The organism is Wolbachia endosymbiont of Drosophila aff. chauvacae BK-2020 (assembly GCF_032848195.1).
Lineage (GTDB): Bacteria > Pseudomonadota > Alphaproteobacteria > Rickettsiales > Anaplasmataceae > Wolbachia > Wolbachia pipientis.
Genome location: NZ_CP136586.1, coordinates 854422 through 872551, shown reverse-complemented (window position 1 = coordinate 872551; position 18130 = coordinate 854422). Strand labels below are relative to the sequence as shown.

The following is an 18130-nucleotide window of genomic DNA, read 5'->3' as shown; positions in this document are numbered from 1 at the left end:
AAAAAAGAGATAAAGTGAGAGGATAAAGTATATAAAGTAGGATATGCGAAGTTTATAACCAAGTGACATAAGTCGAGAAAAGTTTGAGATTATTGTAGCAGATCTGGAATCTTGCAGAAAGAAGACAAAACCAAGAACACTTGATTTACATGATATATTTTGTGGAGTGTTATACGTGTTAAAAAGTGGTTGCCAGTGGAGAATGGTATCAAAAGAGTTCCCAAAATGGCGCAATTGTTACGACTATTTTAAGAAGTGGAGTGAAAAACCAGATGTAAATAAAGAAAGTGTTCTGGAGCTGGTATTAAAAAAAAATAATTGCGACAAAACAATGGTCGGAAAAGCTTCTGTATAATTGATGCACAGAGTATAAAAAATGCAGATACTGCTGAAGCTATGATGCAGGCAAGAAGATTTCAGGGCCGTATTGCAGTAGATACGCAAGCATGCAATTTATACAACAACAGCAGAGATAACTGACCGTAGCAGTGCTGTGAGAATGGTCGAAAATGCAAAAGAAAACCTCTCGGGAGTTAAAAATGTACTGGTTGATGCAGGCTATACTGGAGAGAATTTTGTAACTCAAATAAAAACGATTATTGGTGCAACCGTTGAAGTGATCAAAAGAAATGAATTACGTTCCTTTGTTGTATTGCCCAAAAGATGGGTTGTGGAGCGATCTTTTGCTTGGTTAGAAAAATGTAGAAGATTGTGGAAAAATTGTGAGCGAAAACTCAATACTAGCCTACAAATGGTAGTTCTGGCTTTCACTGCCTTACTTCTGAAAAAATTATGAACAGGCTCTTACTAACTCTTATCTAATAAAAAAAATACTTGTGTAACTTCGAATAGTCTATTATGCAAGACAACAGTATAAACATGTAGTAAGAAATGTATAATGAAAAATAAAAGCTCAAGTTTAACACTTGCAGTTATTTTTACACAATTAAGTAATCATAAAAGTTAGTGTAGGGCGAGGTTATACAGTTTGCTTTCTTTTAATATATGTTAATTGGTATAATATAAATATAGTTAAGGAGGTGTATTATGATTGGAAGTTTGGCTAAAGAAGAAAAAACAGCAGAGGCAGGAAAAACAGGTGATCAACTTGAAAAGTGTATTGGACCAACTTCACTGAATAGGGAGGTTTATTACTCTACGCTTATCTACTATACATTAAAAGAGTTATATTCACAATTAGGTGATATCTCTTATGCTAATAAAACAAGATCAGAAAAAGAAATAATCAATTTTTATGTTCTACCTCAATTTGCACGTTTTAAAGAAATTATTGATGAAGATATAAAAAAAGATCCTTCGTTTGCAAATTCTGCTATTGTAAAGTTTTGCTCCTCAATTATAAAAAATAACAAATTACTTAAAGAATTAGAAGAAGTTAGTATTCCTGCCAAAAACTCTAGTGTAAAGGCAAGGGTAAGCTTTCAACTAAAAAATCTGAAAGAAAAGGTGTGGTTCTTAGGAAAACTAAAGGAAAAAAAGAATTTCACTTACGTGCAGAGGGCTTTTGGGGATAAGTGGAGTTTTTATGACCTAATAAATGATGGAGATTTTAAAAAAACGTACATAGATAAAGCAGTAACAGAGTCTGCTAATAAGAGCTTTAAGGAAGATATAGATAAATGCATAAAGTTGGCAGAGCAGGGAAAAGAAGCTGCAAGTAAATATCTTGGAGAGAAAGGCGTAGAGTTTCGAGCTTATTACACAGAAACTGATAACACTCATAGAGTTTTGAATATCAATCTTATTAATTACAATAGAAGTGAGCAAATCAGGATTAGTGACATTTTACAGCAAGAGAAAGATATGAAAGAGCTGAATATCTGTTGCAATAAAAAACATGAAATACACTCTCATCGGAAAGGTAAGGAAAGATATTATGAATTTAAAGAGGGCGCATATTATGAAATGAAAAGCACTTGGCCTGTAAAGGATGGATCCGAAATGTGTACCATGATTATGAATGTGAGTAGCGATGGCATAACTGAAGTACTAAAATTTAATGATGAAGATTTTGTGCTATCGGATGAGATCTTAGAATTAATAAAGCAAAACGATGAATTATATATTCAAGGTCTCTCCTTATATGATGCTGTACTAGAAAAAGGTAAGGCTGCTGATGTTGTACCTACTGCTAATAATAATTTTCAAAATGAGTCTATAGCGGCCTATCGCGAGGAACCAGAGGGGGAATTAGACCCTAAAGTTGATGCTGACAATAGCCTTCCTCCTTCTATTAATAGCAATGCATCAACTCAAACGGAAGTCAATTTACAATACACTGAAACTCAAACAGAAGTTGCTTCACAACAAATCGAAACTAAAACGGAAGTCAATTTACAGCACACTGGAACTCAGACAGAATTTGCTTCACAACAAATGGATGAATTGATTTTAAATAATCAGATGCTGTCCGAAAAAAACGTTGAATTGAAGCAAGAAATGTCAAATTTGAAAAAAGAAGCTGTTGAATTGAAGCAAAAAATAGAAGCAGGGTTGCAAGTGATAAATAAAAAGCACCATGAATTAATACAAGAAAATCAGCGACTACAGGAGAAACTAGAAACAACCCAAGCAGAAGCTAATCAAACAATTGTAAAGTTAGAGAAGCAGAATAGCAATTTACAAGACAGGTTTGAAAAAGAGGAGCAAAAAAACACGGAATTGCAAACTGAACTGGCACAAAAAAATGAAGAATTAGCAGGTGTGTTAAAAGAGCTACAAGGGAAAGCACAAGAACTTAAAGGTGTATATGAAGAAAAAAGAAAGCTAAAGGAAGAGCTGAAAATTGTTAATGCAGGAAAGAAGAATTTGGAAAAAGAGCTAAATCAAGCACGAGAAGATGCGGAACAGATAATGGTTGAACGACGCCAGCAGAAAGAGCGCTTGAAAGATCAGCTAAGAGAATTAGATCAGGAATATAAGGTACAAGTAGAAATTGAGCAAAAGATTAAAGAATCAGATAGGCAGGATAGCGATTTACAAGATACACTTGGAGAAGAGAGACTAAAACTCAACATTGAAGAACTAGAAAACGAGTACGAGGAATTTCCAGGAGATAAGGTGCTTACACTTGAACTCACTAAAGATGAAGATAAAGTCGAAGAGTTAAGAAACGAGCTAGAGCGTGAGAAAGAAAAGTGTAAACAATTATTAGAAGAAGAAAATGAATGGGGTGATGAATTGGTAGGAATGCTTGATGGACTGGAAGAAAAAATTCGTGCTGATGAACAAAGGAGCTTCAACAATCAATTAACGGGAGAAATTTCTAATGAGTCTGGTAATGCTCCACGACAGAAGAAAAGGTTATCCAAATCTTCAAGCGTTGATAATGAGTCTTATGTTCCACTGAGAGAGAAGACAACATTACTCAGATCTTTAAGCGTTGATAGTGGACTTGATAGCGATGAAGAAAATTGTGATAATGATTTATCTTTCAACATAAGTCCTATAAGTTCTATTGAGAAGGTGGCAGAGAGTAGAAACGTAGGTAGGGTATCATTGTGAAGATGGTTGGGGTTAAGTTGCAACTTAAGTGGGGCGCAAAAGGTCTTTTGTGTTGATAATAATTTAAAATCTATAGTAGACTAAAAAAGATTATTAAATTATAATATAACATATGATAAAAGACGAGAAATCGAAAACAATTTTTGAAGTGGAAGGGGCAGTAACTGCTTTACTACCTGCAGCAGAATTTAGAGTGAAACTGGACAATGAACATGAGATTATCTGTCATGTATCAGGGAAAGTGAGAAGAAGTAAAATACGCATCATTATAGGGGATAGGGTGTTAGTTGAGATGAGCATTTACGATAGGAATGCGAGAAAGGGTAGGATCATTAGAAGGCTTAAAGGTACAAGTGACAGAACGATCTCTAAATAATCTTATTCTTGCTTCATCATCGAAAAGGCGTATAGCTTTACTAAAACAAATAAACATTGAGCCAGGTTTAATTTTGCCAGCAGATATAGATGAAGCCCCTTTAAAAAAGGAACTTCCGAAGGATTACTCAATCCGTATGGCAAAAAGTAAAGCTGAGAAAATACAAAGTTTAAATCCAAATTATTTTGTGCTTGGTGTTGATACAGTTGTTGCTTGTGGTAGAAGGATATTGCTCAAAGCTGAAAACGTTGAGCAAGCAGAAAAATGTATCCGCTTGTTATCAGGAAGAAGGCATAGAGTATACACCAGTGTATGTCTATTAACTCCCGATCAATCTAAACAACATATCAGGACTGTGGTTACAATAGTGAAATTTAAACGTCTCAGTGAACAAGAAATTAAGTATTATTTAGCATCAGAAGAGTGGAAAAATAGGGCGGGGGGATGCAATATACAAGGCCTAGCTGGAGTGTTCGTATTGTTCTTACGCGGCTCCTACTCTTCCGTTATAGGGTTACCATTACATGAAACCTATTGTTTGCTAAGCAATTATTTTAACTTCAATTTATATTGAAATACCTTTATTAGTATCTTTTTTTTGTTGTGACTCAGCAACCTGTTTAGCCCAATCTAGTGGTCTTTTATTTCTGTTAGCTAATGCAATTCTATTGCGATCATAACCATCAGTGTGTTCTGTTAAAGTATCTCCTCTTTCTTCTTCTATTACTCCAGCTTTCAGTTGTGCTTCATCTTTCTCTAGTAATTTATATAGTTCGCTATTTTTATCTACAGTTGGATTAGTGTCATTATTTTCTCGTTCTGCCACTGTTTTTTCTAACCACTTACGTATAGGGTCATATTGTTTACCTTCTCCTATCTTTTCTAAAATGTTTTCTGAGAATGAATCTTTAGGAATATTTTCTTTAGTAGCCTGTTGTGCCGGTTCTCTTAACCCTTTATCCGGGTTTCCCAATGCTCCTTTTAACTCACTCGTATCTCCGATTTCTTTTGGTTCAATGTTTTCTAAGCTCTTCTTTAACTGTTCAGGATTTACTTGAGATTGTTCATTATTGTCATGAGTTGGAGATGAATAGCCCGAATCGTTTGCTTTTATGTCTGTTGAGCTGTCTTTTAGCAACCCAACTTCTCTCAAGCGTTTTTTAGTTTCTTCGCTAATCTGACTCTGATCAGCTGATTTTAACCCGAGATTTTCTTGACCTAATGTATTTTTAAGTTCTTCAAATAGAGTTAGATTACTTTGTCTAATATGTTCTTCTAATTTCCTTCCTACCTGTTTTAAATCTGTTTGAGATTTACTATCACTATTAGTTGGAGATATATAGCCTGAATCACTTATACTATTTGGTGTTGAAGCAGAGACACTAATAGTTGGACCTTCCACTATTTTTACATCTGCTAAATCGTCTTTTTGCAATCCATCTTCTTTATCTTGTGACAGTTTATCAGTAGGATCAACTTGCCTTAATCCTCTATTATCCTGCTGTGATCTATCTCTGATTTCTTTAAGAAGATTTTCAGGTGGAGTTTGATCACTTTGTTCAATGTTCTCTAAGCTCTTCTTTAACTGTTCAGGATTTACTTGAGATTGTTCATTATTGTCATGAGTTGGAGATGAATAGCCCGAGTCACTTTTATTATTGAGTGCTGTAGCAGAGAGCGGCTGTTCACTTTCTTTCCACTTAGCATCACTAGCATCTTGGTTATCACTGTTATCTGGAGAAGATGAATAAGGAATTATGTCCTTTAATGTCTCTAACGGTGATGGGTTATTTTTTCTACTTCCTGCAATTGATGCTTTTCTATCATCAACATCAATGTGCCGTAAGTTGTTTTTCTTGAAATTTCTGATGTCTTGTAACAGATCGCCTTTGCTATTTCCTTCTTGTTGCTGGGTTTTAGGTTGTTGCTGATCATTAGGTGTTTGCTCACTTCTATCTGGTTTTTGGCTTCCAGGTACAGCATGTCCAAATGTAGGATTGTCATACCGTTCATCTTCTTGCCTATTATCTTGATTGTGGCTTACAGACTTGGTGAAAGTAGAACTATCTGAAGAATCAGAAGTTGCACCTTTTTGCTGATTATTAGGTGTTTGCTCATTTTCGCGCAAGTCATCTGGTTTTTGGCTTCCAGATTTGGCTCCCCCTTGCTCATCGAAAACACCTTTTTTAGGTGGTAGTGAACTAGTTCTAGGTGGAAGTGGCGGAGGAGTTTTTTTGTTCTGAGGATTCTCCTCAAAAAGCGATTGTAGGTTATAAACTTGACCTCCCGAATTTGCTTCTCGTGCTGCTTGTCTAAGCTCACGCTTTTCTTTAGCCTCCTGAGAATTAATTTTATCGTCAAAATCTTTTCCAATTCCGCTATCGTAAGACTGCCTTCTGCTGTTAGATTGTAGTCCAAAATGTGAATGGTGGTCTTCTTTTTTTTGAGTTATATCAGTAGCTTGAACGCTAACACCTCTATTAACATCAATTCTTGTTGTAGTTTCAGATGATAGCTCGTTACTGTCTTTATTATGTTGCATCTCATTCGCTTTTCCTTGTCCTTTCTCCCTGAATTGTATTTCATGCAAGAATAAACCACCTATTTTTACATCTCTGTTTACTTCTAACCGTTCTAGAGAAAAATCATCACCTTTAACAAGGTCTACACCGTTAGCATCAATCTTAATTTTGATCTTACATTCCTTCCCCTCCGCATACCACTTTAAAGTCATTTCATATGAACCATCAGTTACGACATAATGTCTTATTTTTTTCCCTTCTTCCTCGGCAACAAAACCATGCATTCCGCTCTTTCCATCACTATGCAATGTTGAAAATCCCGAGATTTCATTCTTCTCACAAAAATCACTGTTTAAAAATTCGCTGATTTTAAACTCTTTTTTGTTATTTCCCAGCGTAATACTTGCGTGATTACCGTATATTGAAACTCCTGCAACATCATCAACATACTCTTTCAACCTTTCTTTAACTTCACTTTCAAGGTCTTGTCCAGCTTTCTTTGTCTTGTCGCATTTCTGAAGAATAACTCCATATGCTTTATCTTTGTTTTCTTCTTCGTCCCAATTCCAGTTGGCGTGTTTTGTTAAAAACTTTACTGTGTTAAAATCAACTCTAGCATTATAAATTGGGTCGTCTTCCTTTTTTATTTTATCAAATAAAGGAAAAATTTCTTGAATGCGCTCATTATAAATGTGTTCTTGTTGTGTATCGTTAGTGCCCATATATCCCTCACTAATAACCCTCTGCCTTTAGTTCTAGCTAATACTAGCTAATATAATTATCACAAGCATTGGTTGAATTTTTATTAAGGAAGGTTGTGTTACTAATGTGATAACACAAGCTATTTTATGGTAACATCAAACGATTTAAGTTGTCATTCCAGTCTGGAATCCAGCCTTTCACGAACCCCATCAAAAATGTTGTGTTTGAACATAAGATTAGCTACTTTTATGCTCACTAACTTAGTGCCAATCAAGATTCCTGGATCCCAGTGTCTGGGCACTGGGATGACATCCTTCTTGGCGGAAATCACTCTTATATCACAACAGCTGCATAGCCTAAATTGCTTTAGCTATAGCTCTGTTTTTGCAACTTCAAATATCTGCTACTCATAGTAAACACTTCTGGATCTTGAGAGGTTAGCTTGAGTATAGCGAGTATGTTGATAAACAACAAAGCAGCAATCGAGATATCAGCAACATCCCATAGCAACCGGACTTTACCTATCGCACCAAGCGGAATGATCATGGTAAAAATTACAATCCAGATTTTAGTGTATTTATTATCCATAGACACATAGCGTATTGTCTGTTTTGAGCAAAAAAACCAAGTAAAAATAGTAGTAAAGGCAAAACAAAACATTATGGCCATAATTAAATAGTCAATATAGGGCCAATTCATAGCTTTTCTAAAAGCAAATATGCACATGTTAGTACTCTCTAAATCAGTGACCCAAGAATCTGTGACAAGCAGTACCATTGTTGTAATAAACACTATGAATGCAACTATAAAAGGCGATATTATTGTGATTAGGCTCTGTTCAATAATAAATTTATTATTATTTTTCTTAGGAACAATTGAAGAATGTACGATTCCTTCGAGGCCAAGCCCTATATCTGTTGCAAAAATACCTCGCAAAGTTCCAACTTGAATAATAGTCAACATTTCTAAAATCAAACCTAGAGATAAACCAGAGTTAAAGCTACTAGTTGTAAAAAAACTGCTTGTTATTAGTTTTAGAGAAGGAAGAATATTTTCACTAAATTTAAATAATATGATACCGCAAAGTGTGAGGTAACTTACCGTCATTATCGGTATCATAGCCGATATAAAAATTTTAATTTTTTTTAAGCTGAGAGCTGCAACAACAAAAAATATTATGGCCATTACAATGCCACCAACAACTACAGGCACATCTATCATATTAAGTGGTATTGATAGAGAATTTACCTGAACAAGGTTACCAACTGTTATTGAAACCATCATCATGATAACTAGAAAGACAATTGTGGCCTTCCTAGAGTTAAACGCATCAGTCATGTAGGCTACAGGGCCACCTATAAACCGTTCGTTCTTTTCCTTTCTGGTTTTTATACTTAGATAACAAGTGACATATTTTATCACAGAAGTGATAACAATAATTATTGCCATCCATAAAATAGAGCCCGGTCCTCCGGTTTTTAGAGCAACAGCAGTTCCTGAAATATTTCCTACTCCTAAATTTCCCCCTAAAATTGTAAACAGAGCGGCTATAGAAGAAAATTTATTTTCTCCTTTTTTAGCTCCAAGGAGTGAAAGGGCGTATGGTAATCTAAATACCTGTAGCCATTTTAGTTTAATCGATAGGTAAACACCAGCAATTAGCATGAGTAATATTGTTGGCAGTAATAAAACAAACTTTACTGTATCCATCTGTAAAAGTGAGATTTTTATTTGAGTATACAACAAAAATTGAAAATACCTAACCTATTTTCTATGTATGACTTCGTTTCCGTCATTCTAGAAACCTTTTCTTGTCATCCAAGTAGCGTGACACATAACTGTACGAACATTGTAATATGGTACAATGTTAAGACGATGTCATTCCAGTGCTTGACACTGGAATCCAGCTTTTAATGCAACCCCTCACCAAAAATATTGTGTTTTAACATAAGGTTAGCTACTTTTATACTCACCAACTTAGTGTCCAATCTGGATCCCAGTGAGCTTTGTTGCATAGCAGCAGAAAAATTAGTGATTACTGACAAAATTCATTATAAATAGCGATTTAACTGTTGAAGAAAAAATATGCCACAAAAAATGAGGGTCAGTAACCATAGCGAATATAACAAATTTCTAGAAAAAAGAGGAAATATTTTTCATTATATCAACGAAGCCATAGAAAAGTGGTACGAGAATGGTCCGAAAATACCAGGTGGCAACAATATTTATAGCGATAAAGTTGTAATTTTGGTGCACATAATAACTTGTTTATTTAGAATAGGCCTGAGGCAAACAGTTGGGTTTATAGCAGGATACCTTGAGCAAATTGGGAAAAATTTGCAAGTTATCAGCTATTCACAATCATCAAGAAGGTTTAAGAAACTCAATATTAAGATCAATGATTGCAGAAAATAATATGGAAGATATCGAAATTGCTATAGACAGTACAGGAATTAGTATATACAACAACACTCCTGGTCATAGCAAAGAAAATAGCGAAGATAGAAAGTATCGCAGCTATGAACAGACAAGAAAATTGCATGTAATGTTGAATACAAACAGCAAAAAAGCCATAGCTGTAAAATACAGTAACGGTGTCTACTCTGATCACTATGGAGCTTGTGATTTGCTAAAAGAAGTCGATTTTCAGTATGTCATAAAAGTACTATATGCAGATAGGGCATATGACAGAGAAAAGCTCTATAAGCTGTGTAATCAATATGGTATAAAAACGAAAATTCCTCCGAAAAACAACGCAACAGAGCATCCAAAGTTAGACTATATGGCTGAGAGAAATTCTGCAGTCAAGCTCATAAAGTCATATGATGAAGATGGTATAAAGAAGTGGAAAAAAGAGATGAGTTATGGAAAAAGATCTTATATAGAAGGTTTTTTCTCGCGATTAAAAAAGACATTTGGATTTAGTTTTAGGAACAAATCTGAAATGAATCGTGAGAGGGAACTGCTACTCAAATGTTATTTGCTTAACAAATTTACTGAAATAGGCATGGCTAAATTTGAGATAGCTTCATAAATTTATTGTGCGTTACCTACTATCCGAAGAGCGATGCAACAAAGCCATCCCAGTGTCTGGGCACTGGGATGACATCTTTTTTCTTGGTACAAATTACTCTTATATCTCAATGTTCGTACAGTTAGTGCGTGACACTTGTATCTTTATGATGTGAGGCATTAGAGCTAAAATACCTCACAGGGAGGGTGAAGCTGATGCGACACTAATGCCATTAAGCCAGATTTTGCTTCCCTCCCATAGAGTTAAAGACTGAACAGTATCTTTTGGAATTATATCCCGTATTACAAGGTTAGTCTAAACTCTCAGTTTATTTATAGTCTTGGAGGCAATTTTATGCAAGTAAATGCTATTTTGGGTGTGGATATTTCAAAAAAGAAATTTGATGTTTGTTTGTTAGTGGACAGTAAAAAACGACACAAAGTCTTTCAAAATAATCAAGATGGTTTTGCAAAATTTGTAGTTTGGTGCAATGGCCATGGAGCAAATCTTACTCATTTATGTCTTGAAGCAACTAGTTGGTATGGAGAAGATTTGGCTACTTTTATGCACGATTTAGGACATAATGTCAGTATAGTAAACCCAGAAAGCTTTTGGCAAAAGTGAGCTGCTCAGAAATAAGACAGATAAATCAGATGCAGCTATGATAGCTAGATTTTGTATCGCCAACAAACCTGCTCTTTGGAAGCCCATTGCACCTGAAATGAGGCATTTGAGGGAGCTTTACCGTTGCATGCAATCGCTAAAAGATGATAAGGTGCAACAGACAAATCGCTTGGAAAACAAAAATATGCATTCCAGTTGCAAAGAAGCTATATCTAAAGTAATTTTGGCAATAGAGGAGCAAACTATTGTTCTCGAAAAAGAAATTAATGAGCATATAAATAACTATCCACATCTAAAAAATATGGTGGAAAACCTTAAGACTATAAAAGGTATAGGATATCTTACTGCTGTTGCTGTTGTTGCAGAAATGCCATCAGTTGATAACTTTGACAATGCTAAACAATTTACAGCTTTTGCTGGTCTAAATCCAGGACATTATCAATCGGGATCGTCAGTAAGTAAGAGAAGTTGCATATGCAAAATAGGATCTGAGCGTATTCGAAAAGCTCTTTATATGCCAGCTATAGTAGTCAAAAACCATAATAATCATTTTCAAAAGTTTTGTCAGCGTCTAGCAAGTAAAGGCAAATGTCCAAAAGTCATAGTTCTTGCGTTAATGCGAAAATTAATGCATGTCTTTTTTGGTATTCTTAAAAATAATCAACCATTTAATTGTAATTTTGTTGGATAATTTGTTTGACAGCAGAAACAGTATCTGGGATCTAAATTTTTTATGCGAACCCATTATGTTTATATACTTGTAGGCCCAAGTTCCTCACATAGTGAACAAAAAAGTAAATGAGATTCCAGTGTCACGCGCTGGAATGACACCTACCCCATGAGAACTCTATTTTTCATACCACTCATTTATAAGTTTATTGATATCAGAATCTATAAAATCCTTTAATGGTTGCCTGATTTTTATCTCAACATTTTTAGGGATGCACCTATCTTTACATATCGCATAATTTATATGGAAGTTAAGGTCAATATACCCTTGATTTAAAAATATATTCATCTTAAAGGGAAATAATACCATATCCTCATATACGTTACTTACAAACGTCTCTCTCCCTACTTTATCTTTATGTTCCTTTGGAATAGGCCAGTGAATATTTATATCTGATGCATTACCTTTGTAACTAATAGACGTGGGAAGGCCAAAATCTCCAGGATCTTTATAATATATGTGCCAGCCTGGTTCTACTGTAACCTTTATTGCACCTTTAAGAGTGAAGCTTGCTTCATTTATCTCGCCATAAGTAAATCAAATTTTGCAATTTCCTCGTCAGCATATAGTTGAGCGCAAGAAAAAAATAAAAATAATATTAAATATATATATATTTTCATTAAGGTAAATTTCTCCTTTTATAGAGAAAGTAGTTTAGATTTTAATTATTATATTTAATAGTATTATATAGATTATTTATTAATATAGCATTATGCTATAGCTAAACTGACTTACGACAATCTGAAAAACGACAAATTCGTCATTCCGCTACTTGTTAGCGGAATCTATGCCGAGATACCGCGAATGAATCCACAACTGTACGAACATTGTGATTTTGGCCCATAAGGAGGGTGTCATCCCAGTGCTTGGCACTGGGATGGCTTTGTTGCATCACACTTTATGAGATGGTGATTTATGGTAAATTCATGTAACTATCTCAAATTTAGCCATACCAATATCAGTGAATTTATTAAGCAAATAGCATTTAGTTCTTTTTCTCGATTTATCTCAGATTTATTCCTAAAACTAAATCCGAATATTTGCTTTAATCTTGACAAAAACCCTTCAATATAAGATCTTTTCCCATAATTTACTTCTTTTTTCCATTCTTTCATGCCATCTTCACCGTATAATTTTATTAACCTAATAGCAGCATTCCTGTCAGACATATAATCTATTTCTGGATGTTCTGCCGCATTGTTTATTGGTGGAATTTTTGTCTTTATATCATATTCGTTACACAACTTATAAAACTTGTGCCTATCACATGCTCTATCTGCATATAGTGCTTTTATGGCATGCTGAAAATCAACTTCTTTTAGCAAATCACAAGCTCCATAGTGATCAGCCGTTACTGTATTTTACAGCTATGGCTTTTTTGTTGTTTATATTCAACATTACGTGCAATTTTCTCGTTTGCTCATAGCCACGATATTTTCTGTCAGTGCTATTTTCCTTGCTGTGTGTTGTTGTATATACTAATTCCTGTACTGTCTATAGCAATTTCGATATCTTCCATATTATTTTCTGCAATCATTTATCTTAATATTAAGTTTCTTTTGATGCTTGTGAATAGCTGCAAATCTCTTCCTATTTGTTGCAAATACCCTTTTATAAACCCGACTGTTTGTCTTAAACCAATTCTAAAGAAACTGACGATTATATGCACCAAAATCACAACTTTATCACTATAAATATAGTTGCCGCCCTGCATTTTTGGACAATTCTCGTACCAATTTTCTATGGCGTCATTGATATAACAAAAAATGCTTCCTCTTTCTTGGAGAAATTTGTTATATTCATGGCAGTTACTGACTCTCATTTTTTGTGGCATATTTTTTCTTCAACAGTTAAATGGCTATTTATAATGAATTTTGTCAGTAACTGCCAGTTCTTTTCACTTGAGCGATGCAACAAAGCCCACTGGGATCTAGAAAATTTGATTGTGTACTATACAACATTTTCGATTAAAAGCTGGATTCCAGTGTCAAGCACTGGAATGACATCACAGGGGCACTGGAATTTTTGTTTCAATATTTGTACATTAGCCATGCATCTGAACAGATACTGTAAATTAGCTATATTACATTAGCCCATCAGATGAGTTGTAATGGTTATAATTGTCTGATAAGTGATCTCTAACATCGTGACCTAACTCATTGGCATCAGGCTTAACTTCGTGATCTAACTCATTAGCATCGAGCTTAAACAAAGAAGGATTATCATCAGATTGTTGATTAGACTCTTTCTCTTTCGACCCAAATAACCATGAAAAGAGTGATGAGATAGAATCAATAATGGATTTAATTGTTGAAAAAATATTGGATAAGAAATTACTGGGTTGCTGAGTATCCTCTTCGGCTGATTCTGGTTCAGGCTCTTTTCCTGCTGTGTCATCCACATCTTCTTCAGGTTTACTTCTGCTTATAAGTGTCTTATCTAACCATTTGAATATATTCTTGTCTAGATTATGAAAATACATTTGACTTATCTCCTTATTTTCATCAACGTAAATCACTAAAGTTGTATTCTCATTCCCCAATCCATCACATTCACTAACGAGCGATTCATGAGAGTTCTTAATGTCTTTGATAAATTGAAGTTTTTCTTCTTCTGCTGAAAGATAATCTCTGTGTTCTGCTCTATAAGTGGTGCCTTTGTATTTAAAACTAAACATTGATTCACGATCTTCATATTCATCTAGTCCAGAATTCTTGACACGTTGTATAATTTGAAATTTCTCTGCTTCTGAAAGGTCCTTGAGGTATATACTACCAGTTGTATCTTTATATTTAAATTTAAACATCCATCCATGGTCTTCATATTCATCTAGTCCAGAACTCTTGACACGTTGTATAATTTGAAATTTCTCTTCTTCTGAAAGGTTTAGGCGGTATACACTACCAGTTGTACCTATGTATTTAAAAATAAAACTCCATCCATCGTATTTATATTCATCTACACCCATCTGCTTGCAAATAGCTTTATAATTTTTTTCTTCTACTTCTCGTCCAACAACATTTGCTATGAGTTCAGTATCCAGAATACTCAAAGTTTGGACTGTTGCCGATGGTGAAAAACACAATTGAAATATGTGGCCTAGCTCATGACCTAGAACAAAATCCATGGCACTTTGCTTATATGTCAGAATATTCTGACAATCTGTTACTCCTCGTGTAATATATCCTGGACCACCATCTTCATCTAAGCCGAGAAGATTGTTATACTTTGTATAATCGCTTCTATTATTAAAAATGTGAACCGTTATATTGTAACTTGCATTACTATTTTTCAAGCAAAACTTTTCTTTAAATGCTTCATAGGCAGTTTTAATGTCTGTTTCTATTTGGTTTTGTTCCTGCTCAGATAAGTTGTCGTATTTTATAGTACAATTTATATACCCGTATTTAACGGTAAAGCTGTTAGACAAAACATCATGTATATTTGTGGAAAAATAATTGAACTGCTTTGACTCAGCTTCCTTATACAATTGATGCCCATATTTATCCCTAGAATACTTTGGTAGTTTAGGTACTTTGGCAATTAAGTTTTTGTTACTATCAAAAAAAGAAATATCAGAATTACCAATCCTAAAATCCTTTATAGATTGCCCGCAAGTGCCATCATTTGCACAATCATGATTATCTTTCTTATTAAACCATGCGTTGGTGTATTTTTCCATTTTGATACCTCACTACCAAACCTTACTATATTATTATCTTGGTAAAAATCATAATAATTCGTTAACTTGTATTTTAAATCTGTATCAAATGTGCTTTTCTCGTAAGGTATGAATTGTGAAGTAATTAACTTTATTTGTTTAAAATTTTGCTAAAATAGCTCTTTTTATACTATGTTTTATATAGCTAAACTGACTTAGATTTACTGACAATTTGAAAAACAAAAATTCGTCATTCCGCTACTAGAGGTTGTCCGGAAACAAGTAAAAGGCTATAATATCTGAAATTTTAGTACGGGGTAAAAATGAGAAAAAAGTATCCAACAGATCTAAGCGAAAGGGAATGGGCAAGAATAGAAAAACACTTCAGAGTATCATACAAGAAAGGAGGAAGGCCGCCAAAGTATAGCAAAAGAGAAATATTAGAAGCAATTTTCTATGTATTGCGTACAGGGTGTCAATGGCGGTATTTACCAAATGATTTTCCGCTATGGAAGACTGTGTATGAGCAGTTCAGGCAATGGAAGAAGCAGGGAATTTTTGAGAAAATGAATTATGAAATTACAAAATATAGTAGAAGAAAAATAGGAAGGAATGAGCAGCCGAGTGCCTGTATAGTAGATAGTCAATCTGTAAAGACTACAGAAAAGGGGGGATCAAAGGCTATGATGGAAGTAAAAAAGTAAAGGGTAGAAAAAGGCATATAATTACAGACACTCAGGGTTTTATACTAGGTTGTTACGTAGGCGCTGCTAACGAAAATGATAGAGATGGTATGAAAATAGCATTAAACAATATGAGAACAAAATATACTAAAGTTAAAAAAATGTGGGCTGACATGGGATATCAAGGAAGAAATTTAAAGAATCACATAAAGGAAGAATATGACATAGATATTGAAATTGTTAAAAGGCCTCCATGTAGATTTTGGGTGCACAAAGATACGCCACCTGAGCTACTACCAACAAGAGAACAAGGGTTTAAAATACAGCCAAGAAGATGGGTTGTAGAAAGGACTTTTGCTTGGGTTAATAGGAATAGAAGGCTATCGAAGGAGTATGATTTACTCACAACATCCACTGAGAATTTCATATACCTAGCTATGAGTAGGGTTATGTTAAAGAGGGAATATGCTTGAATTTACTAGTTTCCGGACAACCTCACAGTCTTCCATAGCGGAAAATCATTTGGTAAATACCGCCATTGACACCCTGTACGCAATACATAGAAAATTGCTTCTAATATTTCTCTTTTGCTATACTTTGGCGGCCTTCCTCCTTTCTTGTATGATACTCTGAAGTGTTTTTCTATTCTTGCCCATTCCCTTTCGCTTAGATCTGTTGGATACTTTTTTCTCATCTTTACCCCGTACTAAAATTTCAGATATTATAGCCTTTTACTTGTTTCCGGACAACCTCTAAGGTTGCATTAGTTGCTGTCATGAGAAAAATTATCGTTTGTTTAAATGCCATGATAAAAAATAACAACTTTTATCTTGACTCTTAAAACGGTAGATGACAGACCATTGATTGTATGGGTTCCATCTGTTATATATAATCTTTTTGAATACGAAGAAAACTGATGAATGAGTATGATATTACGGTTATAGGTAGCGGTCCTGGTGGTTATATAGCGGCAATTAGGGCGGCACAGCTTGGGTTTAAAACTGCAATTGTGGAAAAAGAAAAAAATTTAGGCGGTATATGCTTAAATTGGGGATGTATACCAACAAAATCACTGCTTAGAGCATCTGAGGTTTATAGGCTAATAAAAAGATCAAAAGAGTTTGGTATAGAAGTAAAGGGAGCGAATTTTGATATACAATCAATAGTGAAATACTCAAGAAACGTTGTTGATAAATTGTCAAGCGGTGTTGCATATTTGATGAAAAAAAATAATATCAAAGTTCATCAAGGTTTTGGTAAACTTGCAGGCAATGGTACTATAAAAGTCGTTAGCGATAAGGAAGAACAAGAAATTGTTTCCAAGCATATCATTTTAGCAACAGGCGTGAGGGCACGGAATCTGCCTGGAATAGAGGCAGATGGAGATTTAATATGGAATGCGCAGCACGCTATGACTCCAGAGAGATTACCAAAATCGCTACTAATTATAGGGTCTGGTGCAATTGGAATAGAATTTGCAAGTTTTTATAGTACTTTGGGGGTTGATGTAACAATCATAGAGATAAAGAGCACTATTTTGCCGCTGGAGGATAAGGACATTTCAGATTTAGCACAAGAAATATTCACAAAACAGGGGATAAAAATATATACAAACAGTAGCGTAAAAGCTCTTACTAAAAGTAAAGACTCTGCTCAAGTGCTACTAAGTAGTGGTGAGAGCAAAGAATTTGAGAGGGTGATTGTTGCGGTTGGAATTCAAGCAAATATTGAAAATATAGGTTTAGAAAATACAAAAATTAAATTAAGCCCTTCTGGCTTTATTGAAACGAATGAATGGTATGAAACTAGTGAATCAAATGTGTATGCAATAGGTGATGTAGCTGGCCCACCATGTTTAGCACATAAAGCGAGCCATGAAGCCGTGATCTGCATTGAAAAGATTGCTGGTAAAAATGCTCATGCGTTAAAAAAAGAATGCATACCAAATTGCACTTATTCTCATCCACAAATAGCGAGCATCGGCCTTACTGAGGAACAGGCAATAAAAGGTGGGTATGATATAAAAATAGGAAAATTTCACTCTAACTTTAATGGTAAATCTGTTGCACTCAGTGAAACTGAAGGGTTAGTGAAAACGATTATAGATAAAAAAACCGGAGAAATTCTGGGTAGCCACATGATAGGTGCAGAAGTAACGGAGTTAATTAGCAATTTTGCTCTTGCAAAGCAACTAGAAGGAACAGACTTCGACATAAAATCTACGATTTTTCCTCATCCAACCATTTCAGAGATGATACATGAATCAGTGCTTGCTGCAGATGTTAAATAGTTGA

13 protein-coding genes and 5 pseudogenes are annotated in these 18130 nt (G+C 34.6%); 10 read left to right on the top strand and 8 right to left on the bottom strand.

The window, feature by feature from the left end; all coding sequences use genetic code 11:
* Positions 1 to 67 precede the first annotated feature (67 nt).
* The 4 genes and pseudogenes from R0F62_RS04590 (at position 68) to R0F62_RS04575 (ending at position 4475) form a co-directional block, all read left to right on the top strand.
* Positions 68 to 796: pseudogene (locus R0F62_RS04590) on the top strand (IS5 family transposase).
* A gap of 251 nt (positions 797 to 1047) precedes the next feature.
* Complete coding sequence (locus R0F62_RS04585; protein ID WP_316660083.1) at positions 1048 to 3525, top strand: coiled-coil domain-containing protein; 2478 nt, start codon at positions 1048 to 1050, stop codon at positions 3523 to 3525.
* Between the two features lie 112 nt (positions 3526 to 3637).
* Positions 3638 to 3901 (top strand): translation initiation factor IF-1, encoded by a 264-nt coding sequence (infA, locus tag R0F62_RS04580; protein WP_007550159.1) that lies wholly within the window; start codon positions 3638 to 3640, stop codon positions 3899 to 3901.
* On the top strand, positions 3879 to 4475 hold the full coding sequence (locus R0F62_RS04575) for a Maf family nucleotide pyrophosphatase (protein ID WP_010082554.1): 597 nt from the start codon (positions 3879 to 3881) through the stop codon (positions 4473 to 4475). Before infA ends, R0F62_RS04575 begins: the two co-directional genes overlap by 23 nt.
* On the opposite strand, the gene R0F62_RS04570 is transcribed toward R0F62_RS04575, so the two are convergent.
* From R0F62_RS04570 to R0F62_RS04555, 4 genes are all read right to left on the bottom strand, one after another.
* Positions 4467 to 7145: a hypothetical protein gene (locus R0F62_RS04570; RefSeq protein WP_095742669.1), complete on the bottom strand. Its 2679-nt coding sequence runs from the start codon at positions 7143 to 7145 to the stop codon at positions 4467 to 4469. The genes R0F62_RS04575 and R0F62_RS04570 overlap by 9 nt on opposite strands.
* Positions 7146 to 7297: 152 nt before the next feature.
* Complete coding sequence (locus R0F62_RS04565; RefSeq protein WP_274979140.1) at positions 7298 to 7456, bottom strand: hypothetical protein; 159 nt, start codon at positions 7454 to 7456, stop codon at positions 7298 to 7300.
* A 35-nt stretch (positions 7457 to 7491) separates the two neighbouring features.
* Positions 7492 to 8835: an alanine:cation symporter family protein gene (locus R0F62_RS04560; RefSeq protein WP_274979139.1), complete on the bottom strand. Its 1344-nt coding sequence runs from the start codon at positions 8833 to 8835 to the stop codon at positions 7492 to 7494.
* 200 nt (positions 8836 to 9035) lie between these two features.
* Positions 9036 to 9170, bottom strand: a complete 135-nt coding sequence (locus tag R0F62_RS04555) for a hypothetical protein (protein ID WP_256437683.1) — start codon at positions 9168 to 9170, stop codon at positions 9036 to 9038.
* Between the two features lie 40 nt (positions 9171 to 9210).
* Here R0F62_RS04555 and R0F62_RS04545 point away from each other — a divergent pair.
* From R0F62_RS04545 to R0F62_RS04530, 3 genes and pseudogenes are all read left to right on the top strand, one after another.
* Positions 9211 to 10159: pseudogene (locus R0F62_RS04545) on the top strand (IS5 family transposase).
* A 7-nt stretch (positions 10160 to 10166) separates the two neighbouring features.
* Positions 10167 to 10313, top strand: coding sequence for a hypothetical protein (locus tag R0F62_RS04540; protein WP_190321476.1), 147 nt, complete (start codon positions 10167 to 10169; stop codon positions 10311 to 10313).
* A gap of 179 nt (positions 10314 to 10492) precedes the next feature.
* Positions 10493 to 11453: pseudogene (locus R0F62_RS04530) on the top strand (IS110 family transposase).
* A gap of 156 nt (positions 11454 to 11609) precedes the next feature.
* Here R0F62_RS04530 and R0F62_RS04525 read toward each other — a convergent pair.
* Positions 11610 to 11951: a protein-disulfide reductase DsbD domain-containing protein gene (locus tag R0F62_RS04525; protein ID WP_233641163.1), complete on the bottom strand. Its 342-nt coding sequence runs from the start codon at positions 11949 to 11951 to the stop codon at positions 11610 to 11612.
* Between the two features lie 465 nt (positions 11952 to 12416).
* Positions 12417 to 13260, bottom strand: a pseudogene (locus tag R0F62_RS06800) (IS5 family transposase).
* On the opposite strand from R0F62_RS06800, the gene R0F62_RS04510 reads away from it, so the two are divergent.
* Positions 13156 to 13584, top strand: coding sequence for a hypothetical protein (locus R0F62_RS04510; RefSeq protein ID WP_317051414.1), 429 nt, complete (start codon positions 13156 to 13158; stop codon positions 13582 to 13584). The pseudogene R0F62_RS06800 and the gene R0F62_RS04510 sit on opposite strands and share 105 nt — an antisense overlap.
* Here R0F62_RS04510 and R0F62_RS04505 read toward each other — a convergent pair.
* Positions 13576 to 15174, bottom strand: coding sequence for a hypothetical protein (locus R0F62_RS04505; protein ID WP_264374374.1), 1599 nt, complete (start codon positions 15172 to 15174; stop codon positions 13576 to 13578). The two genes, R0F62_RS04510 and R0F62_RS04505, sit on opposite strands and share 9 nt — an antisense overlap.
* A gap of 302 nt (positions 15175 to 15476) precedes the next feature.
* Between R0F62_RS04505 and R0F62_RS04500 the strand changes: the two genes are divergently transcribed.
* Positions 15477 to 16309 (top strand): IS5-like element ISWpi1 family transposase gene (locus R0F62_RS04500; protein WP_317051339.1). Its coding sequence is split into 2 segments (ribosomal slippage): positions 15477 to 15846 and positions 15846 to 16309, totalling 834 coding nucleotides; the frame shifts between segments, so codons are not numbered across the junction.
* Positions 16310 to 16332: 23 nt separating this feature from the next.
* On the opposite strand, the pseudogene R0F62_RS04495 reads toward R0F62_RS04500, so the two are convergent.
* Positions 16333 to 16530, bottom strand: a pseudogene (locus R0F62_RS04495) (transposase); the annotation flags it as partial.
* A gap of 222 nt (positions 16531 to 16752) precedes the next feature.
* Here R0F62_RS04495 and lpdA point away from each other — a divergent pair.
* On the top strand, positions 16753 to 18126 hold the full coding sequence (gene lpdA, locus R0F62_RS04490; protein WP_010962518.1) for a dihydrolipoyl dehydrogenase: 1374 nt from the start codon (positions 16753 to 16755) through the stop codon (positions 18124 to 18126).
* Positions 18127 to 18130 lie beyond the last annotated feature (4 nt).

Coding starts and splice junctions, on each gene's coding strand:
- R0F62_RS04585 (WP_316660083.1), top strand. CDS start 1,048: ATGATTGGAAGTTTGGCTAAAGAAGAAAAAACAGCAGAGGCAGGAAAA.
- infA (WP_007550159.1), top strand. CDS start 3,638: ATGATAAAAGACGAGAAATCGAAAACAATTTTTGAAGTGGAAGGGGCA.
- R0F62_RS04570 (WP_095742669.1), bottom strand. CDS start 7,145: ATGGGCACTAACGATACACAACAAGAACACATTTATAATGAGCGCATT.
- R0F62_RS04560 (WP_274979139.1), bottom strand. CDS start 8,835: ATGGATACAGTAAAGTTTGTTTTATTACTGCCAACAATATTACTCATG.
- R0F62_RS04510 (WP_317051414.1), top strand. CDS start 13,156: ATGCACCAAAATCACAACTTTATCACTATAAATATAGTTGCCGCCCTG.
- R0F62_RS04505 (WP_264374374.1), bottom strand. CDS start 15,174: ATGGAAAAATACACCAACGCATGGTTTAATAAGAAAGATAATCATGAT.
- lpdA (WP_010962518.1), top strand. CDS start 16,753: ATGAATGAGTATGATATTACGGTTATAGGTAGCGGTCCTGGTGGTTAT.